The organism is Brachyspira hampsonii, from assembly GCF_002214805.1.
Lineage (GTDB): Bacteria > Spirochaetota > Brachyspiria > Brachyspirales > Brachyspiraceae > Brachyspira > Brachyspira hampsonii.
Genome location: NZ_CP019914.1, coordinates 1,183,007 through 1,202,097, shown reverse-complemented (window position 1 = coordinate 1,202,097; position 19,091 = coordinate 1,183,007). Strand labels below are relative to the sequence as shown.

Here is a 19,091-nt window from a genome sequence, read left to right as displayed (position 1 = left end):
AATTATAAGTATAATAATGACGATATTTTACTGTTATGTTTTAATTTTATCTAATTAATATAACAATATAATAAAACGAGGAATATCTTAATGGCTGCAAATGATGATATGATAAAAAAAGATTTAATAGAAGATGGCGGAAATTCTCTTGATAATAAAATTGTGAATATTTATGAAAGAATAGACAAGCTGGAAAAAGATTTAGAAAATATTTTTTCTAATGATAAAATAACAGAAGATGAAAAAAAACATATTATTAAAGAGATTGTACAAGATGAAGATTTATTAAAATTTGCAGCGGAAACTATGAATAAAGACAGCTTAAAATATGATGAACTTATAAATGAATTAAAAAAAGAATTGTATAATAATGTTGATGATAAGATAGATGAAAAAATAGATAAGAATAATTCCAATTATAATAATATAATGCTTGAGCAGAATCTCAAAAATTTTAAAGATATTTCTAATTTAAGAAAGAATCAGAAAGATTTAGAAAACTCTATCAATGAGAATAATACAAAATATGATGAAGTAATAAATAATATTAATAATATCAATAATAAATTAGATACTCATTCAGAAGAGTATAAAAAAGAGATAGAAAGTTTAAATATAAAATTAGAAGAAAGCCGAGAAGAACAAAATAAATTTCTAGAAGAAGAAAAAGAAAATTTAAATAATCTCAAAGAGGAATTATCTAATAGTATTAATGAAACTATAGATGAAAGAATAGAAAAAAATAATGCTAATTACAATAGTATAATGCTTGAGCAGAATCTCAAAAATTTTAAAGATATTTCTAATTTAAGAAAGAGTCAGAAAGATTTAGAAAACTCTATCAATGAGAATAATACAAAATACGATGAAGTAATAAATAATATTAATAATATCAATAATAAATTAGATACTCATTCAGAAGAGTATAAAAGAGAAATAGAAAATTTAAATAATAAAATAAATGAATCAAAAGAAGAGCAAACGAAATTTTTAGATAAAGAAAAAGGAAATTTAAATAAAAATTATGAAGGTTTATTAATTGATATTAAAGACATTAATGAAAAAGTAGATAGGTATAAATCTCTATATGATGAAAAACTTTCTACAGCAGAAAATCAATTTAGTACATTAATGTTGGATCAGAATTTAAAAAATTATAATGAGATTGACAGCTTAAAGAAAGAGCATTCAGATTTAAAAGATTTTGTAGAAAAAATAGATAATACAGTAAGTATAAATAGTTTAAAATATGATGATTTAATAAATGATATTAATAATAAATTGTCAGACAATTCATTCAAACATAGAAAAGAGATGGAGAGCTTAAATACAAAATTAGAAGAATCTAAAGAAGAACAAAATAAATTCTTAGAAGAGGAAAAAGAAGATTTAAATAATATCAAAGAAAATTTAAATAATCTTAAAGAGGAATTATCTAATAGTATTAATGAAACTATAGATGAAAAAATAGAAAAAAATAATGCTAATTATAATAGTATAATGCTAGAGCAGAATCTCAAAAATTTTAAAGAGATATCAGATTTAAGAAAAAATTATAAAGATTTAGAAAACAGCATAAAAGAAAATATTTCTAATACAGTTTATGCTTCAGTTAATGAAAATAATTCCAAATACGATGAATTAATAAGTCAATTAGGAGTTAAGACAGAAGATAATAAAAAAGAAATAGACGGTTTAAATAGCAGAGTAGAAGAGGTAAGAGAAGAACAAACTAAGTTCTTAGAAGAAGAGAAAGAGAATTTAAATAATCTCAAAGAAGAATTATCAAACAGCGTAGATGAAAAAATAGAAAAAAATAATGCTAATTATAATAGCATAATGCTGGAACAGAATCTTAAGAATTTTAAAGAACTATCCGGCTTGAAAAAAGTACAGAAAGATTTAGAAGATTCTATCTTAGTAAATAATTCCAAATATGATGAATTAATAAATCAATTAGCAGTTAAGACAGAAGATAATAAAAAAGAAATAGACAGCTTAAACACTAGGGTAGAAGAAGTTAGAGAAGAACAAAATAAATTTTTAGAAGAAGAGAAAGAGAATTTAAATAATCTCAAAGAAGAATTATCAAACAGCGTAGATGAAAAAATAGAAAAAAATAATGCTAATTATAATAGCATAATGCTGGAACAGAATCTTAAGAATTTTAAAGAACTATCCGGCTTGAAAAAAGTACAGAAAGATTTAGAAGATTCTATCTTAGTAAATAATTCCAAATATGATGAATTAATAAATCAATTAGCAGTTAAGACAGAAGATAATAAAAAAGAAATAGACAGCTTAAACACTAGGGTAGAAGAAGTTAGAGAAGAACAAACTAAATTCCTAGAAGAAGAGAAAGAGAATTTAAATAATCTTAAAGAAGAATTATCAAACAGCGTAGATGAAAAAATAGACGAAAAAATAGAAAAAAATAATGCTAATTACAACAGCATAATGCTAGAACAGAATCTTAAGAATTTTAAAGAACTTTCCGGTTTGAAAAAAGTACAGAAAGATTTAGAAGATTCTATCTTAGTAAATAATTCCAAATATGATGAATTAATAAATCAATTAGGAGTTAAGACAGAAGATAATAAAAAAGAAATAGACGGTTTAAATAGCAGAGTAGAAGAGGTAAGAGAAGAACAAACTAAGTTCTTAGAAGAAGAGAAAGAGAATTTAAATAATCTCAAAGAGGAATTATCTAATAGTGTAGATGAAAAAATAGACGAAAAAATAGAAAAAAATAATGCTAATTACAACAGCATAATGCTAGAACAGAATCTTAAGAATTTTAAAGAACTTTCCGGTTTGAAAAAAGTACAGAAAGATTTAGAAGATTCTATCTTAGTAAATAATTCCAAATATGATGAATTAATAAATCAATTAGGAGTTAAGACAGAAGATAATAAAAAAGAAATAGACGGTTTAAATAGCAGAGTAGAAGAGGTAAGAGAAGAACAAACTAAGTTCTTAGAAGAAGAGAAAGAGAATTTAAATAATCTCAAAGAGGAATTATCTAATAGTGTAGATGAAAAAATAGAAAAGAATAATGCTAATTATAACAGTATTATGCTAGAACAGAATCTTAAGAATTTTAAAGAACTTTCCGGTTTGAAAAAAGTACAGAAAGATTTAGAAGATTCTATCTTAGTAAATAATTCCAAATATGATGAATTAATAAATCAATTAGGAGTTAAGACAGAAGATAATAAAAAAGAAATAGACAGCTTAAACACTAGGGTAGAAGAAGTTAGAGAAGAACAAACTAAATTCCTAGAAGAAGAGAAAGAGAATTTAAATAATCTCAAAGAAGAATTATCAAACAGCGTAGATGAAAAAATAGATGAGAAGATAGAAAAAAATAATGCTAATTATAACTGCATAATGCTAGAACAGAATCTTAAGAATTTTAAAGAACTTTCCGGTTTGAAAAAAGTACAGAAAGATTTAGAAGATTCTATCTTAGTAAATAATTCCAAATATGATGAATTAATAAATCAATTAGGAGTTAAAACAGAAGATAATAAAAAAGAAATAGACGGTTTAAATAGCAGAGTAGAAGAGGTAAGAGAAGAACAAACTAAGTTCTTAGAAGAAGAGAAAGAGAATTTAAATAATCTCAAAGAGGAATTATCTAATAGTGTAGATGAAAAAATAGAAAAGAATAATGCTAATTATAACAGTATTATGTTAGAACAGAATCTTAAGAATTTTAAAGAACTTTCCGGTTTGAAAAAAGTACAGAAAGATTTAGAAGATTCTATCTTAGTAAATAATTCCAAATATGATGAATTAATAAATCAATTAGTAGTTAAAACAGAAGATAATAAAAAAGAGATAGACAGCTTAAACACTAGAGTAGAAGAAGTTAGAGAAGAACAAACTAAGTTCTTAGAAGAAGAGAAAGAGAATTTAAATAATCTTAAAGAAGAATTATCAAACAGCGTAGATGAAAAAATAGATGAGAAGATAGAAAAAAATAATGCTAATTATAATAGCATAATGCTAGAGCAGAATCTCAAGAATTTTAAAGAGCTTTCAGGCTTGAAAAAAGTACAGAAAGATTTAGAAGATTCTCTCTTAGTAAATAATTCCAAATACGATGAATTAATAAATCAATTAGGAGTTAAGACAGAAGATAATAAAAAAGAGATAGACAGCCTAAACACTAGAGTAGAAGAAGTTAGAGAAGAACAAACTAAGTTCTTAGAAGAAGAGAAAGAGAATTTAAATAATCTTAAAGAAGAATTATCAAACAGCGTAGATGAAAAAATAGACGAAAAAATAGAAAAAAATAATGCTAATTATAACAGTATTATGCTAGAGCAGAATCTCAAGAATTTTAAAGAACTATCAGATTTGAGAAAACATTATAAAGAATTGGAAGAAGAGATTAATAAACTTGCTAACAAAGATATTCAATATAATCCTAACAATTCTAATTTTGAAGAGTTTGCTGATATTATCAATAAAAGATTGAATAATCAGGAAGCAAAGAATGATGAGTTCATAAAAACTGTAAATGATATCTTGAATAAAAATAATATAAAGTATGAAGAGTTATTTGATTCAGTAAGCAGAAAATCTGATGTTTATAATGTTAATAATAATTCTGAATATATAAGATATGTGAAAAATAAAGAGGAAAGATGTAAAGATAATAAAACATTAGATAAAAAAATAAGCGATGTTACTATATTATCCATTTCTATTTTTGCAGTTATAGTTGTTATATTTTTGGCATATCAGCTGCTGTAATTTTATATAAAGATTTATATATGTTTTTTGATGATAAAGCAGATAAATTTGTATATGAAAGAGAATATTTATCATTGGGGCATAAATATATATGCGGCATTGATGAAGTAGGCAGGGGCTGTTTATTCGGACCTGTTACGGTTGCTGCAGTTATAATGCCTTTAGAATTTTACAATGATACTGAATTAAAAATAGAAAACATAGTGAAAGAAGTTGATGATTCAAAAAAAATATCTGCTAAAAAAAGAGAAGAGCTTTATGACAAAATTATAGATAAGGCTTTATCTTTCAGTATTTACTCAGTTGATTCAAAAACTATAGATGAGATAAATATTTATAATGCTGTAAAACTTGCTATGATTAAGGCAGTTGAAAAATTGAGTATTAAGCCTGATATATTATTAATAGATGCTATGAAGCTGGATACTGATATAAAGCAATGTTCTATAATTAAAGGTGATTCTAAGTCCTATAGTATAGGCTGTGCAAGCATATTAGCGAAAGTATACAGAGACAGAATGATGAATGATCTTCCTGATTTTTATCAGAAGTATAAAGTTTCAAAAAATAAAGGATACGGCACTAAAGAACATATGAAAGCTATAGAAATGTACGGACCAAGCGATATGCATAGATATTCTTTTGAGCCTATGAAATCAAATTATAAAAAAACTGAAGATGATTTATTATTATAAAATACTTGTTTTTGATAAATTTTATGATAATATATTTATATGATTAATAATATAAAATTAATAGCAACCGATTTAGACGGCACATTTTTCAATAGCAGGAGTTCTATAAGCGATTATAATAAAAATATTTTTCAATTTCTAATGAAAAACGGTATAGAAATAATACTTGCCACAGGAAGATCTTTCAGCGGTATGAAGCCGTATAAAGATATTCTTTCTAATGATAATTATTCTATAATATTTAATGGTGCTATAATAATAGATAATAAAGAAAATTTTATATATGATAAGGTTATAGATTCTGATACATCAAAATCTATCATAGATATTTATGATAAGTATAATGTTCATCTTCATGTTTATAAGGGAAATAGACATATAGCATCAGAATCTGATTTTTATTTGGAGAAATATATTAGAAAGTCAAAAATTAATGATATATCTATCGGTTTAGAAAATATTGATAATTTTGAATTTAATAAAATGGTATTTATAGGTGACAGAGAAGAACTTGAAAGACTTCAAAATGATATACGAAAGAATTTTAATGTTCATACATGTTTTTCCCATACTAATTTTTTAGAAATATTAGCTTCAGGAATTAATAAAGGCAGTGCTTTGGAATGGATATGTTCAAAAAAAGGAATAAATAGAGATGAAATAATAGCTTTCGGAGACAATTATAATGATATTGAAATGATAGAATATGCCGGAATTGGTGTTGCTATGGGAAATGCCGAAGATGAATTAAAAAGAAAAGCCGATTATATATGTTTAAGTAATGATGAAGACGGAGTAGGAAGATTTTTAAAGACATATATGAAATTTTAGTTATATAAGTTTTATTAAATATATTTTTATTAACGGACTATTGACATTTTTTATATTTAATGTTATATTTCTTTCAATGTCTATGCGGGAATAACTCAGTTGGTAGAGTTTCTGCTTGCCATGCAGACTGTCGCGGGTTCGAGTCCCGTTTCCCGCTCATTAATAAACCCCAGTAGATGTATTTTTTTCTATTGGGGTTATTTTTTTTATTTTTATTTAAAAAGGTATTGCTAAAATGGATATTAAAGATTTAAATTTTGAAACTTCAACCGATGAAAAAGATTTAGTTACATTAAAAATCACTATTTCTAAAGATGCTTATGATAAAGAATTAGAAAATCAAATAGAATATTATAAGCCTAGAGTTAATGTTAAAGGTTTTAGAGTAGGTCATGCCCCTAATAATATTATACTTTCAAGGTATAGAGAGGCTTTAGAAGGTGCTACTAATGAAGTTTTGATAGAAGATGCTTGGAATACTTATCATGACGAAAAAAATGTTAAGGCTTTAGGTACTCCTAAACTTCTTAATTTAGAAAAGAAAGATGACGGACTTCATCTTGATTATGAATATTATCCTATACCTGAATTTGATTTGCCGGATTTGTCATCTATAAATGTAGAAAAAAATAAATATACAGTTGATGACAATGTTGTAGAAGAAGCTTATAAACTTTCGCTTCAAAGATTTTCTCATTTTGAAGAAAGCGAATTGAAATCTGAACTTGGCGACAGAGTTTTTGTTAAAATAGAATTTGATGATGATGAGAATAAAAAATATGATAAAGAACTTACAGTAGTTGCAAGCGATGATGAAAATGAAAGTATATTTGCTAGAAATGCTGTTGGTGTAAAAAAAGATGATAAAAAACTTCTTAAAACTTATGTTGACGGCAGAGAAGCTACTTTAATAATGAATATAGTAAAAGTAGAAAAACCAGATATGAAAGATGATTCTAAAGAAGAAGACAGACAAAAAGTAAAAGAATCTTTGAAAGAACATTTAATAAAAAGAGCCGAAGACAGAGCTAATAGCGAACTTATTAATGATACATTATTTAATAAATTAATAGATTTAGTTAATATCACACTTCCTAAAGGTTATTTTGAAGAGCAATTAGAAATCTCTTTAAATGAATTTGAAAGATCTATGTCCAGCAGAGGAATGAGCAAAACAGATTTCCTTATTTCTGTTGCTAAAACAGATGAAGATATCAGAAAAGAATATGAAGAGAATGTAAGAAAGCAAATAACTTTTGATATGATTATGGCTAAACTTTCAGAAACTTATAAAGATTCTATAACAGTAAATGAAGAAAAAGCTAAAGAATATGCTAATAGAATGTATCAGTATCAAAGCTATATGGGACTTGCTAAACTTCCTAAAGAAGAACAGCAGAATATAGTTAATTATATAATGAGAGATGCACATACAAGAGCAACTTCTGAAGCTATAATGGACTATGTTAAAGAGCATGTAAATGTTTCAGAAAAAGATGCAGGTGAATTTAAGCCTGAGGAAAGCGATATTTGGGGCGGATATTAATAATTAATTATGATAAGAGGTAATATAGAATGGAGAAGAATTATATGACTATACCTTATGTAATAGAACAAACAAGCAGAGGAGAGCGTTCCTACGATATATATTCGAGACTTTTAAAAGACAGAATTATATTTTTGGGCGGTGAGATTAATGATGATGTTGCTAATGTAGTTATAGCACAGCTTTTATTTTTGGAATCTGCTGATCCTGAAAAAGATATTTCTTTATACATAAATAGTCCGGGAGGAGTTGTTACTGCTGCTTTGGGTATGTATGATACTATGCAGTATGTTAAGCCTGATGTTGCTACTTTATGTGTTGGACAGGCTGCTTCAGCAGGTGCTTTGCTTCTTGCAGGAGGAGCTAAAGGAAAAAGATTTGCTACTGCTAATTCAAGAATAATGATTCACCAGCCTTCAGGCGGTTCTAGAGGTATGGTTACAGATATGGAAATACAGCTTAAAGAAACTATTCGTTTGAAAAGCATACTTAATAATATTATGGCTAATCATACAGGTCAGGATATTAAAAAACTTGAAGCTGATATGGATAGAGATTATTTTATGAGTGCCGATGAAGCTAAAGAGTATGGGATTATAGATAAGGTTTTTTCTAGCAGAGAATAATTTTTTTTAGTATTAAAATATAAAAGCTAATAATCTTTTTATTAAGTTTATTAGCTTTTAATTTTTTTATTGTAATTTTTTATTGCAATAGTTCTATTATAATATAGAATATGTTAATTAAATTTAAATTATTTTTATAAAAAATAATATAGTTGTATTGGAGAGATATGTCTAAAAAGAATAATGATAAAAAAGAAGTTTGTTCTCTATGCGGAAGAGAATTAAAAGAATTAAGCCGATATATTGAAGGCAATGAAGGATATTTATGTTCTGATTGTTCTGCTATAGCAAATGATTATTTTAACATGAATGTTCAAAAGAAAAAATCTAAAGAAAAAGATTATGATATAAAAATACTTCCTCCGAAGCAGATAAAATCTTTACTAGATGAATATGTTGTAGGACAAGATTATGCTAAAAAGGTATTATCTGTAGCGGTTTATAATCATTATAAGAGAATAACACAAAATACTGAAGATAAAAATGATGTTGAAATAGAGAAGTCCAATGTACTTTTGATAGGTCCTACAGGAAGCGGTAAAACATTACTTGCCCGTACTTTAGCTAAGGCTCTGAATGTACCTTTTGCCATTGCTGATGCTACTACTGTAACAGAGGCTGGATATGTGGGTGATGATGTTGAGAATATATTGCTTAGGCTTATACAGAATGCTGACGGCGATATAAAATTGGCTGAAAAAGGTATAATATACATTGATGAGATAGATAAAATTTCTCGTAAAAGTGAATCCCGTTCTATTACAAGAGATGTATCAGGAGAAGGCGTACAGCAGGCTTTATTAAAAATAGTTGAGGGTACTATTGCTACTGTTCCTCCTCATGGCGGAAGAAAACATCCGCATCAGGATAATCTGCATATAGATACTTCTAATATACTTTTTATATGCGGAGGGGCTTTCATTGATATAGAAAAATCCATTGCAGAGAGAACTTCTAAAAAAGGTTTGGGTTTTGCAGCTGAAGTTAATTCTATAGATAATCTTAATTATGATGAGATAATGAAAAATATTTCTACAGAAGATTTAGTTAAATACGGACTTATACCTGAGCTTATAGGAAGACTTCCTGTTATAGCTACTTTAGAAGAGCTTAAAGAGGAAGAACTTATGAAAATATTAAAAGAGCCTAAGAATGCCTTAACTAAGCAGTATCAGAAATTATTTTCTTATGACAATATAGAATTAAAAATAGATGATGAGGCATTAAAATCTATAGTGAAAAAAACTATGGAAGAGCATACAGGAGCTAGAGGATTAAGAGCTTTATTTGAGAGAGTTATGCTTGATGCTATGTATGATATGCCTAATGATAGTAAAGAAAAACAAGTCTTTGAACTTGATAAAAAATATGTTGATGATAAATTGGGTATTATAAGCGAATAATTTTATGTATTTAATTATATTACAAATTAAAAAAATAACAAAATAATTTTTTAGGGAGTTTTAATGTTACCAGTAAATGATTTAAGAAAAGGCGATGCTATAATTTTAGACGGAGAAACTTATTTAGTAGTAGATGCACATTTTCATAGGGCACAGCAGAGAAAAGCGAATGTGAAGACAAAATTAAAAAATATGCTTAAAGGAAATATGATAGAAAAAACTTTTTCATCTACTGAAAGTGTTGAAGAGGCTGATATATCATATAAAAAAGCTCAGTATGTTTATGAGGATGGTAATAATTATATATTTATGATATTAGATAATTATGAACAAGTTCCTGTTGATGCTGATATATTAGGAGATAGTAAATATTATTTATTAGATAACAGCGAAGTTGATTTACAATACATTAATGATGAAGTTACAGCAGTTCGTTTTCCTATACATGTTGTATTGGAAGTTACTTATACAGAGCCTGGTTTTAAAGGTGATACTACAGGTTCTACTTTGAAGCCTGCTAAACTTGAGACTGGTATAGAAGTTAATGTGCCTTTGTTCATTAACATAGGCGATAAAATTAAAGTTGATACTAGAGATGACAGTTATGTTGAGCGTGTAAATAAATAATGCTTTACATACTATATATCATTTTAGCTTTATTTATATTAATAACTATATTTTTTATAAAAGTTAATTTTTTAATATATACTTTAGCAGCTCTTTTTATAGTTCATATAATATTTACAAAGTCTTTTTATAAAACTATAAAAAAGCTGCTTTATTTAATTCCTTATTTTCTTGCAATATTTATTATTCAGGCTTTAAACTCGAGAGGAGAGTATTATACTATTTTTAGTATTTATCTTGATAAGGTTGGTGTGGATTTCACTATTATTTATTTTATTAGAATAGCATCTGTTCTTTATTTTTTATCCATTTTCTTTATTATAATCAAAAAATTAAGAGTGCCAAACGGGAAATTTTTTGATGAGATGATAAGAATAAGTATTTTTATGAAGATAGTTAGAAAATCATTTTTTACAGAGTTTACTAAAATAAGAGATAAAAATAAAACTTTTAAAGATAAGCTTAATTTAATAAAAAATTTACTTGAGAATGTTTATAATGATTCTTTTAAACTTTATCCTTATGATATGCTAATTTATCACTACAGAAATTTAAAAAAGTAAATTTATTCTAATTGCCCGCCCTATATATTTGCTGCTTTATTTTTTATTAGAATTTCATTATTTTTTATTGTTTAATTCAGATATTATAGTATCCCACCCAAGCGGAGTGTAAATTTTTTATTTCTCAAACGCACGGTTAGTGAATCTAAAGTTTTTGAATTAATTTATAAATACAATTTTTATTATATTTTAAATTTTGCTAACCGTGCGGTAAAAAATACAATAAACCTAATAACAACTAGGGTGGGGCATGCTTTTTCTTTTTTAGCCGTATATCTTATTAAAACTATGAATACAGTGTTAACAATAAATTTAAAGGGCGGGGTATGTAATTGATTTTAATAAAAAAAGGAAATCAGTAAAACCGACTTCCTTTTTTGTTTTATTTTTAAATTACTTTTCTAAATAAGAGTAATGGAATCTGTATTTAGCTAAAGGATCTAATTTGTAATCTTTAAGCTGTTTTGAAACCATTAAAGCATTTGCTCTGTAATGTATAGGTATTATAGGCATATCATACATAAGTATTTTTTCAGCATCATGGAGAACTTTCATTCTTTCCTGAGGATTCACTATAAGTTTAGAGCTTTCTATAAGTCTGTCGTATTCAGGATTATTGTATCCCGGATTGCTTGGAGCATAACTTAAATATAATTCAAGCATAGTCATAGGGTCATTATAATCACCTGTCCAACCGCTAAGCACCATTTGATAACTTAAATCTCTGAAACTCTGAAGTATAACAGCCCATTCTCTAGGTACTATAACAGCATCAACACCAATATTTTTCCACATTTGTTGTATAGCTTCAACCATAACAACATTTCCATCATTTGCTACCAAAACTTCTAAAACAGGATAATTCTCTCCATTAGGATATCCTGCTTCAGCCATTAATTTTTTAGCTTCTTCTATATTTTTCTGATAATCATTAGTCTGTACGCTTATATAATCCCCGCCTTTAGTTCTGAATTCACCTTCATAATCACTGATTAAAGGAGGAACAAAAGCACCAGCAGGTTTCTGACCGGATTTATTTATAGAATCTACTATATAGTTTCTGTCAATAGCAAGAGCTAATGCCCTTCTAACTCTAGAATCTTTTAATGCTTCATTTGTAAGATTCATTTCAAAGAATACAGTACCATAAGCCTGATTCATCACAATTAATCCTTCTTTTTGCAGATTCTCAACTTCCTGAGCAGGCACTAAAGTAGAGAAATGTATTTGTCCGTTTCTTAAAGCAGCCAATGCAGTATTTTTATCTGATATCATTGAGACTGTAATTTTTTTAGCAACCATAGAATCTTTATCATAATAGTTAGTATTAATTTCCATTACTATTCTATCATCTCTTATTCTTTCAGTCATTTTATAAGGTCCGTTTCCTATATAGCTTTCAGGTGAAGAAACCCAATCATCTCCATATTTTTCTATAATGTCTTTTCTAACAGGAACAAACATATCAGCAAGTTCTAAAAAGTATGCAGTAGGATTTTCTAATGTTATTTCTATAGTATAATCATCAATCTTTTTTATTCCTAATTCTTCAACATTAATGTCGCTGCTTGATATTTTTAAAGCATTTTTTATAGGAGCCATAAGCGAAGCATAAGGAGCAGCCGTATTAGGGTCAACAAATCTTCTATAGCTATATACAAAATCATCAGCGGTAACAGGTACTCCGTCAGACCATTTTGCATTAGTTCTTAAATGAAATGTATAGGTAAGTCCGTCCTCACTCATTTCATAGTTTTCAGCCATTCCGCCAACTAATTTTCCTTCTTTATCTTTTTTCATGAGCCCTTCAAAAAAATGTCTTATATAAACAGTACCTGCACTTGCAGTATTAAGATGAGGATCTATAGTTGCAACTTCTCCTCCTAAAGATACAACTATTGAATCATCTTTAGTTTCTTTAGATGAGCATGAAAACATAAAAAGTGATAAAATAACTACTGAGATTAAAATTTTTTTCATTGTATTCATCCTTTTATTAGTATGTAATATTTTATTATATAGTATGTTATATTTTATTATAAAATAATAAAAAGTACAAATTTTCATAAAGATATTATTAACTAAAATAATAGACTTGCTTCAAAAGTACTTGATAATCAATTTTGAGAGTTTTTATTTTATTGTAATTAGATAATATCAATTATTGCAAAAAATATATTATTTATTAGTATCTATGTAGCAGTAGTTAAACCTGTGTCTTCCCAATGGATTTAAAATAAGCCCTTTTAAATTAGTTGCTACTATGAATGCATCAGCTTTGTAATAAAGAGGTATAATATGCATTTCATCTAATAATATAGCCTCAGCCTGCTTCATATTCTCTATTCTGAGACTTTTATTTGTATATATTGTCTTAACTTCTGTTATAAGCTCATCGTATTTGGCATTAGAAAAACCTGAATGATTAACACCTCCGTAACTAAGCATAATATCAAGCATAGTCATAGGATCATAATAATCTCCAGTCCAGCCCATTCTTGCAATTTGATAACTTTTTTTTGTAAGTGATAATAAAGTAACAGGAAATTCCTCTTCTAAAAGTTCTACATCAATATTTAGATTATCTTTCCACATTTTTTGTATAGATTCAACTATTTTATAAAATAATCCCGGAGATACTTTAAACTCTAAAGTAGGGTAATTTTTCCCATTAGGATATCCAGCATTTGCCATTAATTCTTTAGCTTTTATTATATTTTTATCATAGTTATCAATATCTATAAAATTTGATGATTCTTCTCTGAAATAATTACTTAATCCTTTTATAGCAGGCGGTACAAAAGCAGCAGCAGGAGTTTGCGAACCTTTAATTATATTATCAACCAAATATTTTCTGTCTATAGCCAATGATAAAGCCTGTCTTACTCTTTTATCATTTAAAGCCTCATTTGTTATATTTAATTCTAAATAAATTGTTACTATCGCATTATTTGCTCTAATTAAGCCTTTTTCATTAAGATATTCTATTTCGCTAGATGAAGGTTCTAAAGATGAAAAATGTACTTCATTTTTATCAATTTTTTCTATCATATCAAATACATCAGAACTAGATACAAAAGTAAGTCTTTCAGCAACTATTTCATTTTGATCATAATAAAAAGGATTTTTTTCAAATATTATTTTTTCATTTTCTATTATGTCTTTTAACATATACTGCCCATTGCATATATAGTTTTTTGGTTTTATAGTCCATTCATTTCCATACTTCTCTATTATATCCTCCCTTAATGGCAGAAATACAGTAGAAGATGCTAAAAAATCAATAAAATATAAAGACGGAGTTTCTAATACTACTTTTAATGTATTATCATTTACAACTTCTATTCCTAAATTTGTAATATCCATAATACCAAGATTTATATTTTTAGCATTTTTTATTATTTCAAGCATATATGCATACGGTACATTTAAAGTTTTATCCAAAGCTCTTCTCCAGCTATATTCAAAATCTTTAGCCGTTACCGGTTTCCCATCAGACCATTTTGCATTTGTTCTTAAATAAAAAGTATATGTAGTTCCATCTTCAGAAATATCCCATTTTTCAGCCATTCCCGGCCTTATATCATTATTTTTGTCAATTTTCGTGAGTCCTTCAAAAGAATGCAGTATATAAGTACTAACTACTCCTATAGAGTTTAATGTTGGATCAATATTTACAGGAGAACTTCCCATATTAATAATTATTTCTTTATTTGAATTTGCAATATAATTTTGATTATTACAGGAAAGTATTATCAGCGATATAAAAATAAATAATATTTTTTTTATGTACACAGATAACTCCTAATAAAAATATTATATTATAATATTATATTTTATTTTATATAAAGTCAATATAATATATTAGACTTGTTTCAAAACTATTTGGCAAATAATTTTACGAGTTTTTTATTTTATGCTCAATTTATATAATTTAATATTTACGAATAGATGCTTTATATTCGTGTAAATTACATATTCAAGCTATAAAAATGCAGTCTTTCTACGAAGATTTACTTTGTTCTATTGCTGGGTATATTTCTTACCTACAGCACAAAAGAATTGGAGATGGATTTGGCAGGGCTAGTTACGCAATTAATAAATAAAATTAGTTTTGAAATAAGTTTATTATATAAATTTTCAGGTATGATTTTTATAGTGTTTGCGTTTTATACCGATACCGGGTATATATTAAACTTGCTATGATTTATCATATTTGCTGAAATTAATATGTAATTATGAAATTCTTAAATGAAAAATATATTTTTAGAAATAAAAATTTTATTAATTTAAGTTTTCAAATAGAGTTTTTTATGCTATTTATATTTTATACTAATCCCGGGTATATATTAAAGCTGCTATGATGTATTATATTTTTAGAAATTATTATGTAATTGTCAGATCTTTAAGAAAAAGTATATTGAAAAATAAAAATAAGTATGTATCTTTGCATCATGCTGCTTTATTTTTATTAAAAGTATATTTATAAGTATTGTTTTTATATATAATATGATTTTATTCACAATAATAGATATTTATTAACAAATACTACTGATTTAAATAAAAATTAATTAAAAAAAATGTTTAGAAATGAAAATTTAATTGACAATTGAATTTTATTTTACTATACTAGAGTTTGTTAAAAAAAGATTAATTTTATTCAAAATATATTAAGTGGGGAGTTTTTTATGGATTTTAAAGCATTATACAAACAAAAATTAACAACAGCTGATGAAGCAGTAAAAGTTGTTAAATCTGGAGATTGGATTGATTATGGCTGGGTAGTTGCTACAGCAGTAGAATTAGACAAAGCTCTAGCAAAAAGACTGCCTGAATTAACAGATCTTAATTTCAGAGGCGGTATATTGATGTGGGAGCCTGAGATTTTCAAAATAGAAAATCCAGAAAAACATATTACATGGAATTCATGGCATATGGCAGGTTTAGAAAGAAAAGCAGTAGACAGAGGATTTTGTTTTTATGATCCTATTCGTTATTCAGAAATGCCTAGATATTATAGAGATTTGCCAAGAGGAATAGATGTAGCAATGTTCCAAGTATCAGAAATGGATGAGAACGGTTACTTTAATTTCGGACCTTGTTCATCACATATGCAGGCTATGATAGAAAGATGTAAATGTGTTATAGTAGAAGTTAATAAAAATATGCCAAGATGTTTAGGAGCTAGCCATATAGGAGGCGAGGCAGTACATATTAATCAAGTAGATATGATAGTAGAAGGAAGCAATCCTCCTATAAAAGAAATGCCAGCAGGCGGAGCTACAGAAGTAGATAAAACAGTAGCTAAACTTATAGTAGAAGAAATACCAAATGGTGCTTGCTTGCAATTAGGTATAGGCGGTATGCCTAATGCTGTGGGTTCATTGATAGCAGAATCAGACTTGAAAGATTTAGGTGTTCATACAGAAATGTATGTAGATGCTTTTGTTGATATATCTTTAGCAGGTAAAATCACAGGCTCTAAAAAGAATATAGACAAAGGCAGACAAACTTATGCATTCGGTGCCGGTACTAAAAAACTTTATGATTACATACATAATAACCCAGAATGTTTATCAGCTCCTGTAGATTATACTAATGATGTAAGAGTAATATCTTCTATAGATAACTTCATGTCAATAAACAATGCAGTAGAAATAGACTTATTCGGACAAGTAAGTGCTGAATCAACAGGATTCAAACATATAAGCGGAGCCGGCGGACAATTAGACTTTGTATTAGGAGCTTACTTATCTAAAGGCGGTAAAAGCTTTATATGTTTATCTTCAACTGTAACAGGTAAAGACGGACAATTAAAATCAAGAATAGTTCCTAGTTTCTCTAGCGGTACAGTAATTACAGATACAAGAGCTAATACTCATTATGTAGTAACAGAATATGGTAAAGTAAATTTGAAAGGTTTGACTACTTGGCAAAGAGCTGAGGCTTTAATATCAATAGCACATCCAGACTTGAGAGACGGATTAATTAAAGAAGCAGAAAAAGCTAAAATTTGGAGAAAAAGCAATAAATAAATTTGAAAATTGATTATCATTTTATATACTATTAATTAAATAATATTGTTATAAGGAGAAGCAAATGTTTAAAACAACAGAAAAGCATGAAGAACTTCGTGCCAAAATTAGAGCATGGGCTGAAGAAGTTGTAACTCCAATAGCTCATGAGCACGATCAAACAGGTAAATTCCCAACAGAAGCTGTAAAACAATTAGGTAAAGCTAAATTAGACATAATGGGTTTGCCTTTTGAAACAAAATACGGCGGAGCAGGATTTGACAATATCGCTTATGCTATAGCTGTAGAAGAACTTTCAAGAGTAGATGGAAGTATGGGTGTAATTTTATCCGCACACTGTTCTTTAGGTTCTTATCCTATTTATGCTTTCGGTACTGAAGAACAAAAGAAAAAATATTTAGTTCCTCTTGCAGAAGGTAAAAAATTAGGTGCTTTCGGTTTAACTGAACCTGAAGCTGGATCTGATGCAGGCGGTACAGAAACTACTGCAGAATTAAAAGGTGATCACTATATATTAAATGGTGAAAAAATATTCATTACTAACTCTATAGAAGCTGAAACTTATGTAGTATTTGCAGTTACTACTCCTGGTATCGGAACTAAAGGTATCAGTGCTTTCATAGTTGAAAGAGGCTGGGAAGGTTTCGAATTTGGTGAAAAATATGACAAATTAGGAATCCGTGCTTCTGCTACAGCTCAATTACTTTTCGATAATGTTAAAGTTCCTAAAGAAAACTTGCTTGGTAAAGAAGGACAAGGTTTCAAAATCGCTATGCAAACTCTTGACGGCGGTCGTATTGGTATTGCTGCTCAAGCATTAGGTATTGCTCAAGGTGCTTATGAAGCTGCTGTTGCTTATTCTAAAGAAAGAATACAGTTCGGACGCCCTATAGCTCAACAACAAGCTATCGGCTTCAAACTTGCTGATATGGCTACTAAATTACGTGCTGCTAGACTTCTTATCTACAGTGCTGCTGCTAAAAAAGACAGACATGAACCTTATGGTACTGAATCTGCTATGGCTAAATTATACGCTTCTGAAATAGGTTTGGAAGTTGTAAACCAAGCACTTCAAATCCATGGTGGTAACGGTTATATTAAAGGTGCTTATATAGTAGAAAGAGCTTACCGTGATGCTAAAATTTGTACTATTTATGAAGGTACAAGTGAAATACAAAAAGTTGTTATTTCTGCTGCTATTCTTGGTAAAATGCCTAAATCTCCTGTTGCTGTTGCTGGTCCTATGGCTAAAAAAGGTCCTATTACTGGTGAAAGAAGAAATATCATCTTCAAAGAAGGTTCAGCTCAAGACAAAGTTGATGCTTTAGTAGCTGCACTTAAAAAAGATGGAATTGATTTCTCTGTAGGTATTGATATTAATACACCTATTATTAATGCTGAAAGAGTTGTTTCTGCTGGTAAAGGTATTGGTGCTAAAGAAAATATGAAACTTGTTGAGGACTTGGCTAAAGCTGCTGGTGCTGCTATAGGTTGTTCTCGTCCTGTTGCTGAAGAATTGAAATACTTACCTATCATCAGATATGTTGGTATGTCAGGTCAAAAATTCAACGGTAACTTATATATAGCTTGCGGTATTTCTGGTGCTAACCAACACTTGAAAGGTATCAAAAACGCTTCTATAATAGTTGCTATCAATATGAAAGCTTCTGCTAAAATATTCAAAAATGCTGACTATGGTATCGTTGGAGATGTTAAAGAGATTCTTCCATTATTGACTAAAGCTCTTGATACAGGTGCTAAAAAACCTGCAGAAGTACCATATAAGAAAATGAAAAAAATTACTCCTAAGAAAACAATCGAAATACCTAAAATCTATGTATGTAGCGGTTGTGGTTATGAGTATAATCCATTCATTGGCGATCCTGAATCTGAAATAGCTCCAGGTACAGACTTTACAGCTCTTCCAGATGAATGGGTATGTCCTGAATGTAGTGAAGAAAAAGCTAATTTCATTAAGGCTTAAAATTTAAATTAATAATT

At 27.8% G+C, this 19,091-nt stretch carries 12 protein-coding genes and 1 tRNA gene; 11 read left to right on the top strand and 2 right to left on the bottom strand.

Going from position 1 to position 19,091, the window contains the following annotated elements:
- The first annotated feature begins 90 nt into the window (after window positions 1-90).
- The 9 genes from BHAMNSH16_RS05030 (at window position 91) to BHAMNSH16_RS04990 (ending at window position 11,055) form a co-directional block, all read left to right on the top strand.
- Entirely contained in the window at window positions 91-4,764 is a 4,674-nt protein-coding gene (locus BHAMNSH16_RS05030; RefSeq protein WP_088859733.1) for a rhoptry family protein, read from the top strand.
- A 20-nt stretch (window positions 4,765-4,784) separates the two neighbouring features.
- Window positions 4,785-5,459, top strand: a complete 675-nt coding sequence (locus tag BHAMNSH16_RS05025) for a ribonuclease HII (RefSeq protein WP_008729295.1) — start codon at window positions 4,785-4,787, stop codon at window positions 5,457-5,459.
- Window positions 5,460-5,498: 39 nt separating this feature from the next.
- A complete protein-coding gene (locus BHAMNSH16_RS05020; RefSeq protein ID WP_008729296.1) occupies window positions 5,499-6,290 on the top strand; it encodes a Cof-type HAD-IIB family hydrolase in 792 nt (263 codons plus the stop codon).
- 84 nt (window positions 6,291-6,374) lie between these two features.
- Window positions 6,375-6,447, top strand: a tRNA-Gly gene (locus tag BHAMNSH16_RS05015).
- A gap of 78 nt (window positions 6,448-6,525) precedes the next feature.
- On the top strand, window positions 6,526-7,836 hold the full coding sequence (locus BHAMNSH16_RS05010) for a trigger factor (protein ID WP_008729297.1): 1,311 nt from the start codon (window positions 6,526-6,528) through the stop codon (window positions 7,834-7,836).
- 44 nt (window positions 7,837-7,880) lie between these two features.
- A complete protein-coding gene (gene clpP, locus BHAMNSH16_RS05005) occupies window positions 7,881-8,462 on the top strand; it encodes an ATP-dependent Clp endopeptidase proteolytic subunit ClpP (protein WP_008729298.1) in 582 nt (193 codons plus the stop codon).
- Between the two features lie 167 nt (window positions 8,463-8,629).
- The gene (clpX, locus tag BHAMNSH16_RS05000; protein WP_008729299.1) at window positions 8,630-9,865 is read left to right on the top strand and encodes an ATP-dependent Clp protease ATP-binding subunit ClpX; all 1,236 of its coding nucleotides are present in this window, start codon (window positions 8,630-8,632) and stop codon (window positions 9,863-9,865) included.
- A 63-nt stretch (window positions 9,866-9,928) separates the two neighbouring features.
- Window positions 9,929-10,492: an elongation factor P gene (gene efp, locus BHAMNSH16_RS04995; RefSeq protein ID WP_008729300.1), complete on the top strand. Its 564-nt coding sequence runs from the start codon at window positions 9,929-9,931 to the stop codon at window positions 10,490-10,492.
- Window positions 10,492-11,055 (top strand): energy-coupling factor transporter transmembrane component T family protein, encoded by a 564-nt coding sequence (locus tag BHAMNSH16_RS04990; RefSeq protein ID WP_069732253.1) that lies wholly within the window; start codon window positions 10,492-10,494, stop codon window positions 11,053-11,055. The genes efp and BHAMNSH16_RS04990 overlap by 1 nt, the downstream gene beginning before the upstream one ends.
- A 393-nt stretch (window positions 11,056-11,448) precedes the next feature.
- Here the strand turns inward: BHAMNSH16_RS04990 and BHAMNSH16_RS04985 are convergent, their stop codons facing one another.
- Window positions 11,449-13,035: a peptide ABC transporter substrate-binding protein gene (locus tag BHAMNSH16_RS04985; RefSeq protein WP_008726973.1), complete on the bottom strand. Its 1,587-nt coding sequence runs from the start codon at window positions 13,033-13,035 to the stop codon at window positions 11,449-11,451.
- A 198-nt stretch (window positions 13,036-13,233) separates the two neighbouring features.
- Window positions 13,234-14,850, bottom strand: coding sequence for a peptide ABC transporter substrate-binding protein (locus BHAMNSH16_RS04980; RefSeq protein ID WP_008726972.1), 1,617 nt, complete (start codon window positions 14,848-14,850; stop codon window positions 13,234-13,236).
- 893 nt (window positions 14,851-15,743) lie between these two features.
- On the opposite strand from BHAMNSH16_RS04980, the gene BHAMNSH16_RS04975 reads away from it, so the two are divergent.
- Both BHAMNSH16_RS04975 and BHAMNSH16_RS14500 read left to right on the top strand, forming a co-directional pair.
- A complete protein-coding gene (locus BHAMNSH16_RS04975) occupies window positions 15,744-17,090 on the top strand; it encodes a butyryl-CoA:acetate CoA-transferase (RefSeq protein ID WP_008726971.1) in 1,347 nt (448 codons plus the stop codon).
- 64 nt (window positions 17,091-17,154) lie between these two features.
- Window positions 17,155-19,074, top strand: a complete 1,920-nt coding sequence (locus tag BHAMNSH16_RS14500; protein WP_008726970.1) for an acyl-CoA dehydrogenase family protein — start codon at window positions 17,155-17,157, stop codon at window positions 19,072-19,074.
- The last annotated feature ends 17 nt before the right edge of the window (window positions 19,075-19,091 follow it).

Excerpts from the sequence above, each read along its gene's own strand:
- BHAMNSH16_RS14500 (WP_008726970.1), top strand. The coding sequence starts at position 17,155 with ATGTTTAAAACAACAGAAAAGCATGAAGAACTTCGTGCCAAAATTAGA.
- BHAMNSH16_RS05025 (WP_008729295.1), top strand. The coding sequence starts at position 4,785 with ATGTTTTTTGATGATAAAGCAGATAAATTTGTATATGAAAGAGAATAT.
- BHAMNSH16_RS05030 (WP_088859733.1), top strand. The coding sequence starts at position 91 with ATGGCTGCAAATGATGATATGATAAAAAAAGATTTAATAGAAGATGGC.
- BHAMNSH16_RS05010 (WP_008729297.1), top strand. The coding sequence starts at position 6,526 with ATGGATATTAAAGATTTAAATTTTGAAACTTCAACCGATGAAAAAGAT.
- clpX (WP_008729299.1), top strand. The coding sequence starts at position 8,630 with ATGTCTAAAAAGAATAATGATAAAAAAGAAGTTTGTTCTCTATGCGGA.
- BHAMNSH16_RS04975 (WP_008726971.1), top strand. The coding sequence starts at position 15,744 with ATGGATTTTAAAGCATTATACAAACAAAAATTAACAACAGCTGATGAA.
- efp (WP_008729300.1), top strand. The coding sequence starts at position 9,929 with ATGTTACCAGTAAATGATTTAAGAAAAGGCGATGCTATAATTTTAGAC.
- BHAMNSH16_RS04985 (WP_008726973.1), bottom strand. The coding sequence starts at position 13,035 with ATGAAAAAAATTTTAATCTCAGTAGTTATTTTATCACTTTTTATGTTT.
- BHAMNSH16_RS04990 (WP_069732253.1), top strand. The coding sequence starts at position 10,492 with ATGCTTTACATACTATATATCATTTTAGCTTTATTTATATTAATAACT.
- clpP (WP_008729298.1), top strand. The coding sequence starts at position 7,881 with ATGACTATACCTTATGTAATAGAACAAACAAGCAGAGGAGAGCGTTCC.
- BHAMNSH16_RS05020 (WP_008729296.1), top strand. The coding sequence starts at position 5,499 with ATGATTAATAATATAAAATTAATAGCAACCGATTTAGACGGCACATTT.